The organism is Cnuibacter physcomitrellae (assembly GCF_014640535.1).
GTDB classification, from domain to species: Bacteria; Actinomycetota; Actinomycetes; order Actinomycetales; family Microbacteriaceae; genus Cnuibacter; species Cnuibacter physcomitrellae.
Genome location: NZ_BMHD01000001.1, coordinates 3,016,555 through 3,036,748 on the forward strand (window position 1 = coordinate 3,016,555; position 20,194 = coordinate 3,036,748).

17 protein-coding genes are annotated in these 20,194 nt (G+C 69.7%); 14 read left to right on the forward strand and 3 right to left on the reverse strand.

The window, feature by feature from the left end:
* The first annotated feature begins 32 nt into the window (after positions 1–32).
* The 8 genes from IEX69_RS14245 to IEX69_RS14280 all read left to right on the forward strand — a co-directional run bounded on the left by IEX69_RS14245 (position 33) and on the right by IEX69_RS14280 (position 9,187).
* Positions 33–1,124: a putative B6 ABC transporter substrate-binding protein gene (locus IEX69_RS14245; RefSeq protein WP_157127066.1), complete on the forward strand. Its 1,092-nt coding sequence runs from the start codon at positions 33–35 to the stop codon at positions 1,122–1,124.
* Positions 1,125–1,193: 69 nt separating this feature from the next.
* Positions 1,194–2,810, forward strand: coding sequence for a putative B6 ABC transporter ATP-binding protein (locus tag IEX69_RS14250; protein WP_085018009.1), 1,617 nt, complete (start codon positions 1,194–1,196; stop codon positions 2,808–2,810).
* Positions 2,807–3,973: a putative B6 ABC transporter permease subunit 2 gene (locus IEX69_RS14255; RefSeq protein ID WP_085018011.1), complete on the forward strand. Its 1,167-nt coding sequence runs from the start codon at positions 2,807–2,809 to the stop codon at positions 3,971–3,973. Before IEX69_RS14250 ends, IEX69_RS14255 begins: the two co-directional genes overlap by 4 nt.
* A 5-nt stretch (positions 3,974–3,978) precedes the next feature.
* Positions 3,979–4,905 carry an ABC transporter permease gene (locus tag IEX69_RS14260; RefSeq protein WP_229756432.1) on the forward strand — a complete coding sequence of 309 codons (927 nt, stop codon included), beginning with the start codon at positions 3,979–3,981 and terminating at the stop codon, positions 4,903–4,905.
* Between the two features lie 26 nt (positions 4,906–4,931).
* Entirely contained in the window at positions 4,932–6,092 is a 1,161-nt protein-coding gene (locus IEX69_RS14265; protein WP_085018015.1) for a pyridoxal-phosphate-dependent aminotransferase family protein, read from the forward strand.
* Between the two features lie 130 nt (positions 6,093–6,222).
* Positions 6,223–6,990 (forward strand): IclR family transcriptional regulator, encoded by a 768-nt coding sequence (locus tag IEX69_RS14270; RefSeq protein WP_174604380.1) that lies wholly within the window; start codon positions 6,223–6,225, stop codon positions 6,988–6,990.
* A gap of 136 nt (positions 6,991–7,126) precedes the next feature.
* The gene (locus tag IEX69_RS14275) at positions 7,127–7,738 is read left to right on the forward strand and encodes a response regulator transcription factor (RefSeq protein ID WP_085018018.1); all 612 of its coding nucleotides are present in this window, start codon (positions 7,127–7,129) and stop codon (positions 7,736–7,738) included.
* 9 nt (positions 7,739–7,747) lie between these two features.
* A complete protein-coding gene (locus IEX69_RS14280) occupies positions 7,748–9,187 on the forward strand; it encodes a helix-turn-helix transcriptional regulator (protein WP_157127067.1) in 1,440 nt (479 codons plus the stop codon).
* Positions 9,188–9,192: 5 nt separating this feature from the next.
* Here IEX69_RS14280 and IEX69_RS14285 read toward each other — a convergent pair whose 3' ends face one another.
* On the reverse strand, positions 9,193–9,762 hold the full coding sequence (locus IEX69_RS14285) for a response regulator transcription factor (protein WP_085018022.1): 570 nt from the start codon (positions 9,760–9,762) through the stop codon (positions 9,193–9,195).
* A 460-nt stretch (positions 9,763–10,222) separates the two neighbouring features.
* On the opposite strand from IEX69_RS14285, the gene IEX69_RS14290 reads away from it, so the two are divergent.
* Both IEX69_RS14290 and IEX69_RS14295 read left to right on the forward strand, forming a co-directional pair.
* Positions 10,223–14,170 carry a CLIPPER-2 domain-containing protein gene (locus IEX69_RS14290; RefSeq protein WP_085018024.1) on the forward strand — a complete coding sequence of 1,316 codons (3,948 nt, stop codon included), beginning with the start codon at positions 10,223–10,225 and terminating at the stop codon, positions 14,168–14,170.
* 199 nt (positions 14,171–14,369) lie between these two features.
* Positions 14,370–14,612, forward strand: a complete 243-nt coding sequence (locus IEX69_RS14295; protein WP_174604381.1) for a response regulator transcription factor — start codon at positions 14,370–14,372, stop codon at positions 14,610–14,612.
* Between the two features lie 11 nt (positions 14,613–14,623).
* Here IEX69_RS14295 and IEX69_RS14300 read toward each other — a convergent pair whose 3' ends face one another.
* Positions 14,624–14,773: a hypothetical protein gene (locus IEX69_RS14300; protein ID WP_157127068.1), complete on the reverse strand. Its 150-nt coding sequence runs from the start codon at positions 14,771–14,773 to the stop codon at positions 14,624–14,626.
* Between the two features lie 127 nt (positions 14,774–14,900).
* Here IEX69_RS14300 and IEX69_RS14305 point away from each other — a divergent pair, with 127 nt between their 5' ends.
* The 4 genes from IEX69_RS14305 to IEX69_RS14320 all read left to right on the forward strand — a co-directional run bounded on the left by IEX69_RS14305 (position 14,901) and on the right by IEX69_RS14320 (position 18,540).
* Positions 14,901–15,344, forward strand: coding sequence for a hypothetical protein (locus tag IEX69_RS14305; protein WP_085018027.1), 444 nt, complete (start codon positions 14,901–14,903; stop codon positions 15,342–15,344).
* Positions 15,345–15,643: 299 nt separating this feature from the next.
* Positions 15,644–17,398, forward strand: a complete 1,755-nt coding sequence (locus tag IEX69_RS14310; protein ID WP_174604382.1) for a sigma-70 family RNA polymerase sigma factor — start codon at positions 15,644–15,646, stop codon at positions 17,396–17,398.
* A gap of 364 nt (positions 17,399–17,762) precedes the next feature.
* Positions 17,763–18,077, forward strand: coding sequence for a DUF4190 domain-containing protein (locus IEX69_RS14315; protein ID WP_085018031.1), 315 nt, complete (start codon positions 17,763–17,765; stop codon positions 18,075–18,077).
* 211 nt (positions 18,078–18,288) lie between these two features.
* The gene (locus tag IEX69_RS14320; protein WP_085018033.1) at positions 18,289–18,540 is read left to right on the forward strand and encodes a hypothetical protein; all 252 of its coding nucleotides are present in this window, start codon (positions 18,289–18,291) and stop codon (positions 18,538–18,540) included.
* Between the two features lie 215 nt (positions 18,541–18,755).
* On the opposite strand, the gene IEX69_RS14325 is transcribed toward IEX69_RS14320, so the two are convergent.
* A complete protein-coding gene (locus IEX69_RS14325; RefSeq protein WP_085018037.1) occupies positions 18,756–20,192 on the reverse strand; it encodes an amidase in 1,437 nt (478 codons plus the stop codon).
* Positions 20,193–20,194 lie beyond the last annotated feature (2 nt).

The following is a 20,194-nucleotide window of genomic DNA, read 5'->3' on the forward strand; positions in this document are numbered from 1 at the left end:
GGGCATCGTCCACTCGGAAGGAACGTTCTGCAATGTTCACATTCACCGGCGGCAGCAGCAGCCGCACCGTCTCTCGCGTCGCCGCGCTCACGGCCGCGGGCGCCCTCGCCATCGGACTCGCGGCCTGCTCAGGCGGCCGCGGCGACGACTCCGGCGCGGGCTCCACCTCGTCCGCCGGCACCGAGGTGACGAAGTTCGCCCTCGTCGCACCGGAGAACGAGTCGGACTTCGGCTGGAACCAGGCCGGCCTCATGGGAGCCGACCAGGCCGCGACAGACCTCGGCATCGAGGTCACCCTCGTGCCGGATGCGGGCTGGGACAACGCGGAGACCGTCCTCGGCCAGGTCGCCGACGGCGGCGCGCAGTTCATCATCGCCCACGCCTCCGGCTACGGCGTCGCCGCGACCAGCGTCGCGCAGGACAAGAACGTGCCGATCCTCATCCAGGACGCCGGCGACAACATCCCCGGCAAGATCGCGGTCACCAAGACCGAGGCGCAGGAGGGCGGCTACCTCGCCGGCATCGCCGCGGCGATGACGACGAAGTCGAAGACGATCGGCATCGTGGTGTCGGCCGACGACCTCAACTGGTTCAAGATGGCCGCCGGGTTCGCCGAGGGCGTCTACAGCGTCGACCCGTCGATCAACGTGCTCTACACCTCCGTCGGGCCCGCGGCCTACGCGGATGCGGCGGGCGGCAAGACGGCGACCGAGCAGCTCATCGCCTCCGGCGCCGACGTGATCTTCGGCATGGGCGACGGCGCGACCCACGGCTACCTGCAGGCCGTCGAGGCCGCCCCCGGGGTGAAGTACATCGCCGACATCGGCGACGTCACCTCGGGCCTCAGCGACCCGAGCGTCCTGCTCACGTCGGTGCTCTGGAACTACGGACCCACCTACGAGAAGGCCATCGCCGACGTCGAGGCGGGCACGTTCGGCCAGCAGGGCTACGACCTCACGGTCGACAACGGCGGTCTCTCCCTCCAGGAGACCGAGAACCTGACGAGCCAGATCCAGTCCGCGATCGACACGGCGAAGAAGGGGATCGCCGACGGGTCGATCAAGCCCACCGCGGCCAGCACGGCCGACGAGGTCACCGCGGTGATCGCCAAGAAGGGCGCCTGACCCACACCCTCCCGGGCGGTGCCGGATCCCGGTCCGGCACCGCCCGCCCCACGCTAGGAGACCCGTCCCGTGACATCACCGACCGCCCCGGACGTGATCTCGCTCCGAGAGATCACGAAGGCCTTCCCCGGGGTCGTGGCGAACGACCACATCTCGCTCGACATCGTCAGCGGCCAGGTGCACTGCCTGCTCGGTGAGAACGGTGCCGGCAAGTCGACCCTCATCAGCATCCTCGCCGGCATGCAGCAGCCCGACTCGGGCACGATCGCGATCAACGGCAAGCCCGTCCCGATCAACTCCCCGAAGATCGCCGTCGACTACGGGATCGGGGTCGTGCACCAGCACTCGACGCTCGTCCCGGCGTTCACCGTGCTCGAGAACCTCATGCTCGGGGAGAGCGGCCTCATGCAGGGCAAGAAGGCCGCGATGGAACGGCTCGACGAGCTCTCGGATCTCCTCGGCGCCCGCATCGACCCGCACGCCCTCACCTCCGACCTCGGCCTCGGCCAGCAGCAGCAGGTCGAGATCGCGAAGGCCATCTGGAAGGGCAGCCGCCTCCTCGTGCTCGACGAGCCGACGTCGATGCTCACGCCGCAGGCGATCGAGCACCTCGGCGAGAGCGTCGCTCGGGTCAAGGCGCAGGGTCTCGCCGTCGTCTTCATCACCCACAAGCTCCGCGAGGCCTACGCGATGGGCGACTGCGTCACCGTCCTCCGGGGCGGCCGGAACGTCGGCCACATCGGGGTGGACGAGCTGCGCACCTACAGCGAGCAGCAGGCGCAGGACGCGATCCTGCGCGCCATGTTCGGCGAGGACCTCGCCCGCGTCGACGACGCCGCCGAGCTCGCCGGGGCGACGGACGCGACGCGCGAGACGCGCAGCATCGATCTCGCGTCACGCCCGGTGAGACTCGAGCTCACCGGGGTCTCGAGCAAGGGGCACGGTCGCGACGTCGAGGCGCAGGACGTGACGATCCGAGTGCACGAGGGCGAGATCCTCGGCATCGCGGGCATCGACGGGCATGGCCAGGGCGCCCTCGCCGAGGTGGTGGCCGGACAGCGTTCGGCGTCCTCGGGGGTGGTCCGGTTCGACGGTCAGGACGTCACCAAGCAGGGGGTGCGTGCGAGACAGCAGCTCGGCCTCCGGTATGTCACGGACGACCGCCTCCACGAGGGCACGGTCGGATCGATGTCCGTCGCGCTCAACCTCGTCATCAAGCGGATCGGGCAGCGCCCGTTCTGGCGGTTCGGGCAGATCCAGCGGAAGGCCGTCGACACGGAGGCCGAGCGCCTGATCGAGGAGTACGGCATCCGCACCCCGTCGCCGGCCACCCGAGCGGGAACCCTCTCCGGCGGCAACATCCAGAAGATCCTGCTCGCCCGCGAGCTGACGCACGGCGCCCGCCTGGTCGTCGTCAACAAGCCCACGTACGGGCTCGACCTCAAGACCGTGAGGCTCGTCCGCGAGATCCTCATCGACTTCGCCGCCCAGGGCGGGTCCGTGCTCCTGCTCTCGACCGACCTCGACGAGCTCGTGGAGCTCTCGCACCGCATCGAGGTCATCTCGAGCGGGCGGATCGTCGGCGGTGTCACGAACGACGGCCCGGGGACGGCCGAGAAGGTGGGCCACTACATGACCGGCGCCATCGAGGGCGAGGACGTCCTGGAAGCGGAGCAGACCCGATGAGCATCGACACCGAAGCAGAGCTGAAGCCGTCCGCCCAGCGGCGCGAGCCGATGGGCACCAAGCAGAGCAGGGGCCGGTCGATCGTCGACGGACTCGTGCGCTCGATCCTGCCCGTCCTCCTCGCGCTCATCGTGGCGGGCTTCATCATGCTCGCGATGGGCAGCAGCCCGCTGGCGTTCTTCCAGGGCGTGTGGACCTACGGCCTCTCCGGGGGCAACTGGCAGCGCAGCCTCGTGCTGATGGCGCCGCTGGTCATCATCGCGGTCGGGCTCATCGTGGCCTTCCGCGGGCAGCTGTGGAACCTCGGCTACAACGGCCAGTACCTCCTCGGTGCGGTCGTCGCGTCGGGCGTGGGCCCGTCCCTGTTCGCCGTGATGCCCGCCTGGCTCGCGACGCTCATCATCTTCGTCGGGGCGATCCTCGTCGGGGCGGTGTGGTCGCTCATCCCGGCCATCCTCAAGGCGCGCTACGGCACGAACGAGATCATCACGTCGCTCGTCATGTCCTTCATCGGCGTCGGCATCGCCAACCTGCTGATCAAGGGCCCGTTCAAGGATCCGTCGACCCCGCAGCCGCAGACCGCCGTCATCCCCGACGACCAGCTGCTGCCGTACATCCCGGGCACGCAGATCCACGTCGGCTTCATCATCGCCATCGTGCTCGCGATCGTGGCGCAGTTCGTCCTCACCCGGACCTCGTTCGGTCTGCGGATGGACGTCTTCGGGGCCAGCCCCAAGGCGGCGCGACACGTCGGGATCAACTCGACCTGGATGGTCATCCTGCTGTTCGCCCTCTCCAGCGGGCTCATCGCCTTCGCGGGTTCTATCGACGTCCTCGGCCAATACAGCTACCAGCGCGCGAACTGGGATCCGCACTACGGCGACGCGATCATGCCGTTCGTGTTCCTCGCCAGGCTGAGCCCGCTCGCCGCGATCCCGCTCGTCGCGTTCTACGCCATCCTCGCCACCGGTGGGACGCTCGCGGCCCAGCAGGCGGGCCTCAACGTCGACTTCCTGCTCGTCATCGTGGGTCTCATCCTGCTCTTCATGACCATCACGGAGTACGTCGGCGAGCGTCGTCGACTCGGTCAGAGCTACCTGCCGGCGGGGCTCCGCCGCACGCTCGTGAGACCGTTCCAGCGCGACGGGAGGGGATCCCTGTGAGCGACATGCTGTCCGCCACGTTCATCACCGTGTTCGTGGCCTCGGTGATCGCGCAGACGATGCCGCTGCTGCTCGCCTCCGTCGGGGAGACGATCGGCGAGCAGGCCGGCGTGCTGAACCTCGGCATCGAGGGCGTCATGCTCATCGGCGCCTACTCCGGGTTCGTCGTCACCCTCACCACCGGCAGCTTCTGGCTCGGGATGCTCGGGGGCGCGCTGGGCGGGATCGTCGGCAACCTCGCCATGCTGGTCCTCAACGTGTGGCTGGGGCTCAACCAGATCGTCATCGGCCTCGCCGTCACCCTGATCGGCGAGGGCATCACGAGCGTGCTGTACCTCCAGAACTACGCGAAGGCGAACGCCAGCCTCGGTCAGAGCCCCAGTCTGCCCATCCCCGGCCTGGCGGACATCCCCGTCATCGGGCAGGCGGTCTTCCAGCAGTCCGGGATCTTCTGGGTGATGCTCCTCCTCGTCATCGCCGTCGGATTCCTGCTGGCGAAGACCAACTGGGGTCTTGCGACTCGCGCGGCCGGTCAGAAGCCGTCGTCGCTGGATGCCGCCGGCGGGAGCGTGCTGCGCACCCGGTCGATCGCGGTGCTCCTGAGCGGCGCGTTCGTCGGTCTCGGCGGGGCCTACCTGTCGGTGCTCACGACGGCGACCTTCACCGGGTTCCTCACCAACGGGCTTGGCTTCATCGCCATCGTCATCACGATGCTCTCGCGCGGCCGCATCGCGCTGGTGATGATCACCTCCCTGATCTACGGCGTGGCCGTGGCGATCGGTCCGGCGCTCCAGGTGATCGGCTTCGCCATCCCCGCGGACGTGATCAAGATGCTGCCGTTCATCGTGGTCATCCTCACGCTCATCGTCTTCGCCCGCAGCTCGGTGGTCCCACCGGCGCTCGGCGCTCCCTACATCCGAGGCGCGCGCTGACGCGCGCCGACACGAGAGGCGACACCATGGCTGCACCAGACTTCACCCTCTCGGCAGGGCCGGTCACCGTCACCGCGCGCACCCTGGCCGGGCTCGGCAAGCCGATCCTGTACCACTACGACCCCGAGTTCCGGGCGACGTTCACCCGCACCCAGGACAAGGTGGCGCAGATCCTCAAGACCTCGAACGACATCCTCCTCATGCAGGGCGAGGCGATCGTCGGGCTGGAGGGCGCGCTGCGCTCGCTCATCACCCCGGGGATGCCCGTGCTCAACCTCGTGCAGGGCGTCTTCGGCAAGGGCACGGGCTACTGGATCGCGGACTTCGGCGCCGAGCTCCACGAGATCGAGGTCGGGTACGACGACGCGGTGACTCCCGAGCAGGTGGAGGCGTACCTCGACGAGCACCCGGAGATCCGGATGGTGTGCCTGGTCGCATCGGAGACGCCGTCCGGCACCGTCACCGACGTCTCGCGCATCGGTCCGATGTGCCGCGATCGCGGCATCCTCACCTACGTCGACACCGTGTCGGGCGTGCTCGGGATGCCGTGGGAGACCGACGAGTGGGGTCTCGACCTCTGCGTCGCCGGGGCCCAGAAGTGCCTCGGGGGCCCTCCCGGCATCGCGCTCGTCTCCGTCAGCGAGCGGGCGTGGGAGGCGATCTACGCCAATCCGGCCGCGCCGCGCGACTCGTACCTGTCACTTATCGACTGGAAGGAGAAGTGGCTCGGCGAGGGCCGCTTCCCGTACACACCCTCCGTCAGCGACGTCAACGGGCTGGAGGCGGCGCTCGACCAGGCGCTCGAGGAGGGCGTCGATGCCGTCGTCGCCCGGCACGAGGCCGCCGCGCACGTCACCCGCACGGGCGCCCGCGCCATGGGGCTCGAGCTGTGGGCCGTCCGGGAGGGGATCGCGTCGGCGTGCGTGACCTCCATCCGGTTGCCCGACCACATCGACAACGCCCTCGTGCGCGATCACGCGAGAGAGGTGTACGGTGTGATGCTGTCGCACGGTCAGGGGGCGGGGAACCTCATCCGCCTCTCGCACATGGGGCCGACCGCGGGGGGACTCCATTCGATCGTCGGACTGGCCGCTCTCGGGCGCTCGCTCGCCGACCTCGGTGTGACAGTGGACATCGGTGCCGGACTGGAGGCTGCGCTCGGCGCGCTGAGCGCGCAGCGTCTCTGACACGACGACATCATGGTGGTCAGCCGAGGCTAAGATCGACGGAGAATTCATCATGGATGACGCACAGACGCCCACGAGGCGGAGGACACGATCCTCGGAAGGCTCTCCCTCATCCGACGGAGACGGAGCGGTGACGCAGGCCTCGCAGGCGCCGCAGCGGACCAAGGGCGTCGACAGCGCCCGGCGCGCGCTCCAGATCCTGCTGCAGTTCACCGAGAACACCCCTGAGCTGACGGTCGACAACCTCCTCGAGGACCACGACATCTCCGTGCCGAGCGCCTACCGCTACATCTCGCTGCTGCGCGAGATGGACCTCATCGAGGAGCGCGAGAAGGGCCGCTTCGTGCTCTCCCCGCAGGTGCTCAAGCTCGCCCGGGCGGCGGAGGCCACGTTCGACTACCGCGCGCAGGCCCAGCCCGTGCTCGACAGGCTCACGCAGCGCACCGGCGAGACCGCGCTCTACCTCCGGCGCGTCAACGACTCCGCGGTCTGCCTCGCGATCGCCGAGTCCGACCATCCCATCTCGATCTCGTTCCAGCCCGGCAACCTCATGCCTCTGCACGGCGGGGCGGCGGCGAAGATCCTGCTCAGCGCCCTCTCCCCGGCGAAGCTGAACCAGTACCTCACCCGGGTCGGATCGACGATGACGAAGGCGGCACGTCAGCGCCTCGAGGAGGACCTCCAGCAGATCCGCGCCGACGGCTACGCCGAGAGCGCCGGAGAGGTCGACCAGGGCGTGTGGGCGAGCGCCGCGGGCGTGCACGCGAAGGGCGCGCTGGTCGGCGCGATCACCGTCGTGGCACCGGGCTACCGCCTCTCGGAGGAGCACCGCGAGGAGATCGCCGACGCCGTCCGCGCCGCGGCCCAGGAGCTCGACGCCGCACTCGCCAAGCGCTGAGTTGCGCCACCGCTGTCAAGAGGGGTGTTAGGCACGGGGTTAACTTCATCCCTCCGGGCCGTCACTGCACTCTCGCCCACGCACTCTCGCTGTAGCGGCAACGGAGCCGTGGACGGGGAACACGAGGAGACAGCGGATGCGGGAGCAGATGGGGGTCGTGGTCGCAGATGACGACCCGCTGGTGCGGAAGGTCGTCGCCGATCACCTGCAGGCGTCGGATCGAATCCACGTCCTCGCCGAGTGCCAGGACGGGGAGGCGGTGATCCATGCTGCGCGCCTGTACCGGGTGGACGCGGTGGTGGCGGATGTGTGGATGAAGGGGCTGAACGGGATCGCGGCCACGACCGCGGTGCGCCGTATCCGCGCGAACACCCGAGTGATCCTGATGACCCGTACTCTCGACTCGAGGGTGGTCCAGGCCGCCCGACTCGCAGGAGCGGAGACCGTGCTGGACAAGTCGACCGTCATCGACGACCTGTTGCCCCTGCTCACGGGGGAGTCCGCGCCGACCTCCAGGCGCAGCGAGCTGGCGATGCTGTCAGTGCGTGAGCAGCAGGTCGCGCAATTGCTCATCGCAGGCCGCACCAACGCCGACATCGGCCTGACCCTGGGTCTGAGCATCAACTCCGTGAAGACCTACGCGTCGCGGATCTACACCAAGCTGCAGGTCACCAACCGAGTCCAGCTCGCGCATACCATGAGCTCCGCCGTTCGCGCCCGGAACGTCGGAGGGCCGTCCGCGGTCTAGCATTCGTCCATGTCATCTTCTGGCCTCAGATTCGAGGTGGTGATGGGGTCCGTTCTGCCCGGGGGCGACCCCCTCCCGCAACCCGAGTGGGAACGCTACGCAGGACTCTCGCCCGAGCTGCTGGCCTCTCTGCCCGCCGACGTCCGGCTCGTCGCCAGCGCGGTCATGGTCGCGGCCCGGACCGCCACCGGTCGCGTCGACGCGGCGGTCGAGCTGGGATCAAAGGAGATCCAGCGGGTGTCGGCCACGGGCGTGATCGACACCGCTCGAGCCGGTGCGGGACTTCTGCTCCTCGCGGTCGCGGAGGCCTACGCCACCGCCGGGGCGACGATCGAGACCACCCGATACGCGAAGCTCGCCCTCCGCTCCGACGACCTCGACCCGGCCATCCGCTACCGGGCATCCGGTCTGCTCGCGGTAGGGCGAGCCCTGAACGGCGAGTACGCGGCCGCGATCGTCGCTGTCGTGGCCGCCGAAGAGCTCCGGGAGGAGCGGGGATGGGCGCCCTCGCACGCGGACTTCCCGCTCATGCTCGCCCAGGTGCTGATCGCGTCGGCCGCCCTGGACGCCGGCGAGCTCACCCGTCTGTCGAACGCGTTCCGACAGCTCGGGAACGGCTCACCGATCTGGACCTCCACGGCGACCGCGACGCTGGCGATGGCGCACCTGTGTCGGGGCGAGCTCGGAGAAGCTCTCGCGTTGACGAGGAGGGTGCTGCAGGGAACCGGTCAGGAGGAGATGCTGGCGATGATCCGCGGCTTCACCCTCGGCATCCGCGCCGACCTGCTCCTGCTCCGCGGCGACGCCGGCCAGACACTCTCGCTCCTGCAGGACGAGCCGTCCCCCATCGGGCACTCGCTGTGCTTCAACATGCAGCGCTCGGCCGCGTTCCTGCAGCTGGGCCGCGACCGCGATGCCCTCCGAGTGACCGACGAGTGCGTGAAGATGGGCAGCCGACACTGCCTGCGCACCATCCCACCCCTGCTTCTGCGTCGCGCGGTCGCCTCCGAACGTCTCGGCGCTCACGACGCCGCCGACGAGGAGTTCGCGGAAGCGTTCCACCTCCTCCACGAGTCGGGCTCCTACACGCCCCTGCTGACCGTCCCCAAGCCGGAGACCATCGCCCTGCTGAGGCGGTTTGCCAGCGCCGCGCCGGAGGCGATGCGCCCCGCGATCGCCGATCTCGCCGCGCGCGTGACCGCGGTGCCCGGCCAGGCCCATGTCCGGCCGGCGCTCCCCGCGCTCACCGGCAGGGAAGAGGTCCTCGCCCGGTCTCTCTCCGGCAAGGTCACGAACGCCGAGTTGGCCGCACAGCTCGGGGTGTCTCTGAACACGGTGAAGGTGCACCTGCGGAACCTTTACGCCAAGCTCGGTGTCTCCGGCCGCGCCGAGGCTCTGGCTGCGTTGGACGCGGCGGGCTTCTACGACATCCCCTCCACGCGCACCTGAGCCGGTCAGGGCCGCCAGAGGCGGGTGAGCTGCACCCGGTTGCTGACCCCGATCTTGCGGTAGAGCCGGGACGTGTAGGTCTTCACCGAGTTCAGGCTCAGCCCAAGCCGTGCACCGATCTCCGCGTTGCTCAGGCCTGCCACGATCAGCTCTGCGACGGCCTGTTCCCGTTCGGACAGGACGAGCCTGATCCGGGTCGGTGGGGCGGCGCCGGTCACGGCAGGCAGCAGCCCATCGACGACGTCGGCCTTGTCCAGGATGACCGAGACGCCGAGCGCACGTGCCCGGTCGGCGAAGTCCGCTGGCGCATCGGACGTGAGCAGGATCACCCGCAGCCCGGGGTGCAGCTGCCGTGCGTCGACCGCGGCGCGGAGACCGTGTGGTCCCCGCAGGGTGAGGTCGATGATGAGCACGTCCGGGCGGTGCAGACGGACCGCGTCGACGGCAGTCGCGGCGTTGTGAGCTTCGGCGATGACGTGGACCTGGTCGCTGAACGCGAGAAGGTCCGTCACCGCTCGGCGAGCAAGAGGGTCGTCGTCGACGACGACGATCCGTACGGCAGAGTTCGGGGTCATGGCGGGTCCTGACTGGTGAGGGCTGTCACCAGGACCCAGACGCACGCTTCTCAGAAACGTGACACTCCGCCCACACCGACCCGTGAATGGTGCCGGTGAGTGGAGGTGGGCAGAGTCCGGGAGCTCGTCACCGGCGCGGACGCACGTCGGTCGGACAAGCTCCCAGACGGGCACCCCACGAGTGGGCGCCGACCCGAGGCAGAGAACTGCCGCACCCCGACCGTAGGGGACACCACCCGCGCTCAAGGCCCGGATCCACCCTCGGGTGACAAGAACGCAGCCGACTACGCGGCTTTGTCACCCGAAGGTTGATCTTCTCTATCCCCGTTTCCGGCGGATTCGTAGCTTGTGCTCACCTGCCGTGTGCAGGGCCGTGCCGCCGACCCGTGCGCTGCGGCGACCCGAGGGGAAACAGGGAACACTCGTGACACAGCCGTCCACCAGCGCCAGGCCACGCCGCTTGGCCACGATCGTCGCCGCGGTGCTCACACCGCTGCTCGCGATCTCGACCATCCTCGTGGGCGGCACTGCCGCGCACGCCGCGCTGCAGAACGCGCAGCTGACCGTCGTCACCGACGGCACCGGCCCCTACGACAGCCTCGATGACGGACCGAACAACGGGGTCGTCCGCACCCACGACACCATCGGCTACGGCTGGCAGTACAACACCGACGCCACTGCCACCGATGTCACCTTCGTGCAGACCATCACCGCACCCGCCTCGGGCGTCACGTTCGACCAGTCCAACCTGGCCCTGTGTACCGGCCCGAACGGCGGCTCCATCTCCGCAGACGGGAAGACGATCACCTGTCAGCGCTCCCTGCCCGCGAACTCCACCGGCGCCATCCCGATCAGCGTCACGGTCGACGGCACCAACCCCAACGGCACCCAGATCGTCACCGACCTGACCGCCGACAGCGCCCCCTCCGGCACGGCGACGACCACGATCGTGGCCGCCCCGAACTTCGACCTGAAGAAGAACATCTACTCCTTCTCCGGTGCCCTGCAGAGGGACGGCGTGTGGGGCCGCTACATCGCCTACTCGTGGGGTGTAACGGCGCCCTCGTCGTTGAAGGGAAGCGAGAACATCGCTGGACCCGTCACGTTCATCGACGACGTCTCCGGTGTCAGCCCCCACGCGCAGCTGCAGGACTGCCCTCCCGTGAGCGCCACGCTTGAGGGCTACCCGCTGCCGTACAGCGTGATTGGCATCACCAGCACGTCGAATGCGAACAACTCCGTCATCAACACTGGGAACCAGTCCTGCTCCCAGCCGGGCGGTCCGGGAACCCCGATCACGATCACGCTGACGAACCCCGACTGGTCAGCGAACACACTGCCTACGGCCACCGCGGCCGGCTCGCCCATCGCGTCCGGAACCAACTGGGTTGCTACCGGCGTGTTCTTCCTCTTCGTGCCAGTCGATGACATCGTCGCTGCCGGGGGTTCGCTGAACACGACGAACCAGTTCCGTGGTTTCGACCCGGTCTCGATCTCGGGTCAGTCCAACTTCGGTACCGGCTACGAGCCCGGCGGTGACCCGACCGAGCCTGCTTGCCCGTTCGTCGGCGACAACTCCACCCGCGCCAACAACAACTGCCACTCCACCACCGTCATTGCCAACCAGGGCGGCGCCGACAAGTACTTGCTCAACGCCGACGCCACCGGATACGCCGGAAACCCCTCCGGACCACACGCCGGCAACGGCGTCGTGGACGCGGGAACCAACTACCAGAGCCAGCTTGTCATGGCCAACTTCGGTGTCTCAGACTTCACGAACCAGGGCGTCTGCGACGTGTGGGACCCCTCCACCCAGCAGATCACCGCTGCCGGGGATGTGCTGCGCAACGCGACCGAGCTGCAGACCGCGGGAACGGACTACACCGTCGAGTTCGCTGCACTGCCGTTGACCTCCGAGGATGAGCGTCGCGCCGCGGATTGTGGATCCGGCACCTGGTACTCGAGCATCGCGGCCGCCGGCGGCCCCAGCGTCGTCAACGCGATCCGATTCAAGGCCAACTGGACGCTGACTCCGAACGAGCAGGACCTGTTCCGGGTGAAGTTCGTGGCCATGCCCAACCCGTCCGGCACCATCATCGGCGACTGGGCCATGACCAACTTCGGCGGCGGCTGGAGCCAGTCCAGCTACAGCAAGGAGTCGAACTCCGGCGGCCTCGGCGATCGGGTCATCCTCACTCCTGCGATCGCGACGATCACGAAGAGCACCGCCCCCGCCACCAACTCGGTGCTGGCCGGCAGCCCGGTGACCTACCAGCTGAACCCTGCATTGACCTCCGGTGCGCAGACACCAGCACCTGTCACGAACGCAACCGTCACTGATCAGCTGCCGTCCTGCCTGCAGTACGTCGCGGGCTCCTCTTCTGTGCCGGTGATGGTCGCACCGGGCAACGACGGCGCGGACGGGATCCCCTGCACGGGTGATGCTGGTGAGACGGGATCGACGCTCACGATCAACCTGGGCACCCGCACCCCGAACCAGGTGATCGACCCGATCACCTACCAGGTCGGCACCCTCGGCACCACCGCGGACGGCACCCACGCGCCCAACACAGCCGTGGTCTCCTTCGACGGGGTCCAGCCCGACGATCTCGGACGGCGCACCGCGGCGTACGACATCGTCATCCGCAACGTGGCCCAGTTCTCGATCGCGAAGTCGACCGACACACCGCTGGTGCAGGTGCGGGACTCGTTCCGGTACACGGTGTCCTACCGCAACAACACCGGCCAGGCTGTGCAGCAGGCGCAGCTGATCGATGAGCTGCCCTACAACGGCGACAGCCGAGGCACCTCCTACACCGGTGCCGTCGCGTTCGCGGGAGCGTCCAACGTGCCGGCCAACGCCGTCGTGGAGTGCACCACCGACCCGCACCGCAGCATCAACGGCGACCCGGCCGCGAACACCAACACCTGGTCGCCGGTCTGCCCGCCGAACACCACCGGCGTCCGCATCACGGTCGCCGGGATCCCGGACGGTGCTGTGGGAGGGGTGATCCTGAACTTCACCGCCACCGGCAACAGCGAGGGAGACCACTACATCAACACCGTCGCCGGGGCCCGCGTGACGGGACTTTCGAACCCGATCACCGAGACCGCGCCCGTGCGGGTGGACGTCATCGCGTCCACGATCGGTGACCGGGTGTGGCTGGATAGCAACTACGACGGCATCCAGGACCCTTCCGAGCCGGGCGTCGGTGACGTGACCGTCACCCTCACCGGCACCGAGGACAACGGCACCGCCGTGTCGCTGACCACCACCACCGCCGCCGACGGCTCCTACCGGTTCACCAACCTCCGGGCAGGCAGCTACACCGTCGGATTCATCGCCCCGAACGGTCTGGAGTTCACCCGCCAGGCCACCGGCACCGGATCCGACGACTCCCGCCCGCCGATCGGTCTGGCCACCCAGACCGCGCCGACCATCACCCTCGGCGTGGACAGCGACAACCTCGACCAGGACGCGGGCCTTGCCCGGCCCTCGATCGAGCTGGTCAAGTCCGCTTCGGCCCCGGCCACCGGTGACACCTACACGGTGGGGGAGACGGTGACCTACACCTTCACCGTCACCAACACCGGACCCACCCCGCTCACCGCGGTGACCCTGCAGGAGGACTCGTTCACCAACGGCGCCGGGACCCCGCTGACCCTGACCACCCCGATCACGGCCAGCAACCCCAACCCGTTCGACGGCGACCTCGCCCCCGGCGGCGTGGCGGTCTACACGGCCACCTACGTCATCACCCAGGACGACGTCGACGCCGGAGGCAGCATCAGCAACGCCGCCAGCGTCACCGGGCTCTCCCCGGCCCGCCAGACGGTGACCGATGACAGCCCCGTGCAGATCAGCACCGGGACCCCCGCCCCGGGCATCAGCCTGGTCAAGGGCGTCTCCAACGCTCCCGCCAACGGGATCGGCTTCGCCGCGGGGGAGACGGTGGACTTCACGTTCACCATCCGCAACACCGGCAACGTGACGCTGCGCGACGTGACCCTCACCGAGGACTCGTTCACCAACGCCACCGGCACCGCGCTGAAGCTGACCACCGGCCCGACCGCGCCTACCGGGTTCACCGGCACCCTTACCCCCGGACAGCAGGTCGTCTTCACCGGCACCTACGTCCTCACCGCCGCCGACACCACCGAAGACCTGGACAACCACGCCTCCGTCACCGGCACGCCCCCCACAGGAGGCAAGGTGACCGACACGTCCAGCGTGAAGGTGCCCACCTGGGCGCCCCCCGCTCCGCCGGCACCGGCCGTACCGACGTCGAGCAACCTGGCCTCCACCGGCCTGGCCGCAGGTGGCATCGGACTCACCGCCGCGCTGCTGCTCGCAGCCGGGATCGTGCTGATCCTGCGCCGGCGCCGGCGCCGGACGGCGAGTGAGTGAGTGACCCCGGGAGGGCGAACGAGCATCCCTTGGTGGCTTGTTCGCCCTCCCGGCCCACACTTCCCCGGTCTGGCCTCAACCCCACCCGAGACCAGACCGGGGAGGGCGAGCCGTCCCGACGGCACGCCGGTGCTGGCTGCCGGAACCCCCATCCCCGGCAGCCAGCACACCCCTTCCATCCCTTCGTCGGAAGCAGATCGTGACCAGCACCACCGCAGCCCCCGGCACTGCGGAGCTCACCCCTCGTGAGCAGGCCGTAGCTGCCCACATCGCCGTGGGTATGTCGAACCACGCGATCGCCGAGCAGCTCGGGGTCAGCGTGAACACGATCAAGACCCTCGCATCCCGCAGCTTCACCAAGCTCGGAGTCCATAACCGCGTCCAGCTCGCCAATGCCCTCCGCGACCGGTCAACCGCCGGGGCGCAGGAGCCGGTGGGCTGAGACCGCCCGGTCTAGAGCAGGACGATGAGGCCCACCACCGCGGCCGTCCAGAACACGGCTGCAGCTCCCAACCCGATGAGGATGCCGCGCATCGCCGTGACCCCCTCATGCCGCTCACGGTCGATCGAGCGAGTTCCCCGGCAGTCGTCTCTGAAGTCCATGGGTGTGGTCCTTTCCCCTCGACAGACACAGACGCGCCAGGACCGGTTTCGTGACAGGGCTGTCACGGAACCAGGGCGTGTGCGTCTGTTCCGGGTGAGAGATGCCCGTGCGCGTGAGGAGGATGCGGTGCCGCAGATCAGATGGTGGACCGACGAGGTCACCGACCAGGGGCGGATCCGAGTCTCCTGGCGGGCCAACCCCGCTCGCCGCTATCTTCCTGCCGTCGCGACCGGCATGACCGTCGCGGTCGCAGGTCTGGTCGTCGGCGCGTGGACCGGCCCGATCCTCGCGATCATCGCTCTCGCCGGCGCCGCAGCGGCGTCGCTGACCCACAAGGGTCGCGTGGCGCGGGTAGACGTCGTGAACGGGACCGCGTTCCTCTCCGGACCCGGGATCCGCCGGGAGGTCTTCGTACGAGGAAGCACCGAGTACGTCCCCACCAAGGAGGGACGGTCGCTGATCGCGTGCCGCGACGGTGTCTGCGCCGAATTCGACCTCACCCTGTTCGCCCGCCGCGACCGGGAAGGCATCATCGGCCATCTGATGCTCGCCGAGATCAGGTGGCCATGACACGGCTTGGCCCCGGGCAACGGGCAGACCTTCGGAGCCTGCACGGACGGATCACCGACGCCGATCACGAGCGCCTCACCCGCCTGGCGGTGCTGATCGCCACCCGCACAGACGATCCGCACGCAGTCCGCGAACTCACGCGGGAGTTCGACCTCGCCCGCGACGTAGCTCTACGCCGGGTGCTGACGGAGAGCACCCCTGCACGGGTGTCACCCGAAAGATGACAAACCACAGTCGCGGGGTCGCATCCGCCAGGACACTGGGCGAGGCCGCACGGGCAGTACAGGGGGATGCACGCGATGGTGAGAGATCGTGCAGGGTGGTCGGATGACGCGCTGGTCGCTGCCGCCCGAGAGGGTGACGACCGCGCGTACGCCGCGCTCTACACCCGCCACCATGGGGCGGGGATCCGGGTCGCCCGCGCCTTCACGCGATACGACCCCGACGATGTCGTCGCGGAGGCGTTCACCCGCATCCTCGCCGCCATGCGGCGCGGCGGAGGCCCCACCGCGGGGTTCCGTCCCTACCTGCTGACCGCAGTCCGGAACGTCGCGACGAGCTGGGGACGCCACGATCCCGACCTGCCCGACCTGCCCCTCGACGACACCGCCCCCGCCGCCGCTGGCACAGAGGAGCAGGCACTCGCGCGGTTGCAGGACGAAGTCACCGCCGCCGCCTACGCGGCCCTGCCCGCCCGGACCCGCGAGGTGCTCTGGTACTCCGATGTCGAGGCCATGCGACCCCGCGAGATATCGCCCCTGATCGGTCTCTCCTCGAACGGGGTGTCCGTGATGGTCCGGCGCGCGCGGCGGGCGTTCCGGGACAGCTGGGTCACCGCGAACCTCGCCACCACCACCGATGCCACCTGCCGGGAGAGCCTGACCAGGCTCGGTGCCCACACCCGGCGGGGTCTCACCGCCTTGCAAGAGGCGGCGCTGCAGGACCACCTCGAGCAGTGTCCTCGGTGCAGTCTCGCCGCGATCGAGGCCCGGGATCTCGCCCGCCAGCTCACTCTCGTTCTGGTGCCCGTCGTCGCCGGCATCCCCGCCGGCGCCTACGCGCTCAGCACAGCCGGGGGAGGAGCGGGTGCCGCCACCGCGACAGGGGTCAGCGTCGTCGGGCCACGTCGGGGCTCCGGCAGCCCTCGCGTGGTGCTCTCCGGTGCGGCGGCCGCCGCGATCCTCGCCGCGTCGGTCGTGACGGTCGCTGCCGTCGGAGCTATAGGTGCAGGACCCTCGAACGTCCCGCCCGAGGCAGCTGCCGCGCTTCCTGCGCCCGCCGCCGACGATGCGTCTGCGCTCGTGACGCCGTCGACCGAGCAGATCCCGCCACAGGTACCACCATCGAGTCTGCCGGGCGACCCGTCGACGACGCCGCGTCCCAGCCGGCCGCAGGACCCGTCGAGCGAACCGGATAAGGCATCCGACCCGCCTCTAGTCGATCCCCCGGCGCCGTCGCCGTCGCCGCTGCCGGTCGTGGTCGATCCGCCCACGGTCCCTCCGATCGTGGTGGATCCACCGGCCACGGTGGAACCGCCTGCGGCTCCGATGATGTTCGTCTCCACCACCGACCGCAACCTCTACCTCCCCACCGCGATGGGGACCGCGGAACCGGGCGCGATCCTCACCTTCGTCGACGACACCGCCGGCACCCTCGGCTCCACCCTCGCCGACGACACCGGCTCCTGGACCTGGACCCTCCCCACCGGCACGCCCGGAAGCCACATGCTGCGCGCCTGGCAGACCGTGAACGGCGCCACCTCGCCGGCGTCGATCCCCGTCAGCTACACCCTCGCCCCGCCCCCCTCCGCGACCCCCGCAAACGGGTCCAGCGTGGCAGCAGACGGATACGTGCTGACCATCACCGGGGAGCCGGGCACGCTGGTCGAGCGCACCCTGAACGGTGTCACCGTGACCGTGCCGCTCGATGCCAGCGGCACATGGTCAGGCACCGCGGCCGGGACCCCAGGCCAGAACACTCTCACCCTCCGCTACATCGACACCGGGGCGGGACTGGCCGGGCCGGCGTCGACCAGCCACTACACGACCGAATGAGCGCTCCTGGCCGCTTGGACGTCACCTCGCTGCTTGAGGCCGACCTGCGCCACCTCGCACCCCTGCTGCGCCGGCGAGACCACCGGCGGCTCACGGACGCCGCGATCGCTCTCACCCAACGCATCCGCGAAGGTGGCGAGACGCGTGGGCACCTCCTCGACATCAGACCAGGCGCGCCCGCGCTCTCCGCCGCGCCAGGCAACCCCTCCGCCCCCTCGACCAGCCCTCGCCACCCCCGCGCGACTGACTCGTCACGAGATTCGGGTTCTGTCACCCGAAAGTTGATCCGGGCCCATCGCGGAGCTCGAAGGGTCGATACGGTGCAGCAACCCGACAGAACACCACTCCGACGAGAGGGCAGCCCATGACAGTGACCACCCCGACCAGCAGCCCCGGCCGAGTCCTCGGCATCGTCGGGCTGATCCTGGCCTTCCTGACACCCGTGATCGGCTTGATCCTGTCCATCATCGCCCTGGTGCAGTCCAAGAAGGCCGGCGTCCGCAACGGGCTGGCCCTCGTTGGTGTGATCGTGGGGGCCGCTCTCACTGCAGCGATCATCGCCGTCATCGTGATCGCCTCCGTCACCTTCGGAGGCCGTGTCGGCACCGCCCTGGACCTGTGCGCTCAGAACGGGCCCGGCACCTACACCCAGGACGGCACCACCATCACCTGCGACTGAGTCCGCCCACCCGTCCCGCAGAGCTAGATCAGGGGTGAAGTTCCAGCCCCACCACAGCGACCGGCAACTCGCGAATGCGAGCATCAGAGACAGCCATGACCCGACCGGGAGTCCCCACCCGGAGCTTCATGACGCTGACGGAAGGCCACCGTTCCATCCCCCCACCCGGAACGGTGGCCTTCCCCTTCCCCCGGAGAACGGAGAACCCGCGATGGGCGATGACGACAACCTCGATCTGGGCACCGTCTATGGGGCGGCGAAGTTCGGCAGCCGCACCGCTACGCCGAGGATCCTCACCGTCTACGCCGGGGTCGGCGGACACCACGAACCGGTGCAGCGCCTCCGCCTCACCCGCGGGACCGCGCAGGAGCTCCGCGCCGGCGGCTACACGATGGTCCGGGTCCGGCACCGGTTCCGCACCTACGAGATCTCCCTCACCCGCTACCTGGGCCTTGACCGGTGACCCCGGGGGAGGAGGAGGTCCTCACGCCGCGAGGCGGAAGGTGAGCCGTAGTCCGCGGCCGGGCGCGGCTCCGTCCCGCCGGTGGCGAGCGCGTGGGTCACGATCGTGTCGACCGTCTCGCGGCTGTCCTGGAAGATCGCGACGGCGACGCCGGGGCTCACGCACGGGTCACCGATCGGGAGGTCGGTGAAGGTCTGGCGAACGACGAGACGACCTCAGGAGACGGGTGGGCGGGCGGTCCAGGGGAGGGCGCGCTCCAGGGCGGCCGCGGCGCGGAGGACTCGGGCATCGGCAAGGTGGCCGCCCGCGATCTGGATCCCGACCGGGAGTCCCGCGGCGGTGAGCCCGACGGGGATCGACGCGGCAGGGGTGTCCGTCATGTTGAAGGGGTAGGTGTTCAGCCAGCCGAGCATCCGCTGGCGGAGCGGGAGCCCGTCGAGGTGGGGTGGGCCGTACATCCCGACGGGGATGCCCGCGACCCTCACGGTGGGGCTCACCAGGACGTCGTAGTCCTCCATGAACGAGCGGAACGCCCGGTAGACGGCGGTGCGTCCGATCTCGCCTGCGGCGATCGCGGCCCCCGTCTGGCGGGCGCCCGCGAACGCGATCTCCTTGAGCTCGGGGTCGACCTGGCCCTCGAGGGCATCCCAGTCGTAGTAGTCGGCGTCGCCGGCGTACGCCGGGAGCCAGACCGCCGACCACATCGCCTCCTCGACGCCGGACCAGGCCGGGGTCGCGTCGACGACCGTCGCTCCCAGGTCGGCGAAGCGGCGCACCGCATCCTCGCAGAGGGCGAGGACCTCGGGGTCGGTCCGATGCGGGAAGCCCAGGTCGGGAGACCAGGCGATGCGCCAGCCGGTCAGATCGGGTGCGCCGTCTCCGAGGTCGACCGCGGCCAGCCAGTCGACGTCTCCCGCCGGCAGGCTGAGCGGGTCCACCGCATCCGGGCCGGACTCGACGCTCGCCATGAGCGCGGCGTCGGCGACCGACCTCGCGAGGACGCCGTGGCTGAGGAACGTCGCGAACCCGGTGGGGAGGAGCTCCTGAGGGATACGGCCGGTGGACGGCTTGAACCCGACGACCCCCGACATCGCGGCCGGGATGCGGATGGACCCGGCCCCGTCGCTGCCGTCTGCGAGGGCAGTCAGTCCTGCCGCCACGCCTGCGGCGCCGCCGCCGGTCGACCCTCCGGGCGACCAGTCGGGGTTCCACGGGTTGCGGGTCGCGCCGTAGAGGTGGTTGTCGGTGACGCCCTTGTAGCCGTTCTCGGGGAGGTTCGTCTTGCCGAGGAAGAGCCCGCCGGCGGCCGCGAGACGTCGGGTGACGACGGCGTCGGCCGCGGCGACATGCCCCTCTGCCGCCTTCATCCCGCCGGTGTGGGGCAGGCCCGCCGCGGCCGTGCTCTCCTTGAGGGAGTACGGCACCCCGGCGAGGGGTCCGGGGTCCTCGCCGCGGGCGATCGCAGCATCCAGGCGCGCGGCGCCGGATCGGACCTGCGCCGGGTCGTGGTGCACGAGCGCGTTGAGCGTCGGGTTCAGCCGCGCGACACGCTCGAGGCACTCCTCCGCGATGTCGGCGACGCGCAGGTCGCCGGCGCGGACGCGCTGAGCGATCGTCGTCGCGGGAAGCCAGGCGAGCTCGTCGTCGGCCATGA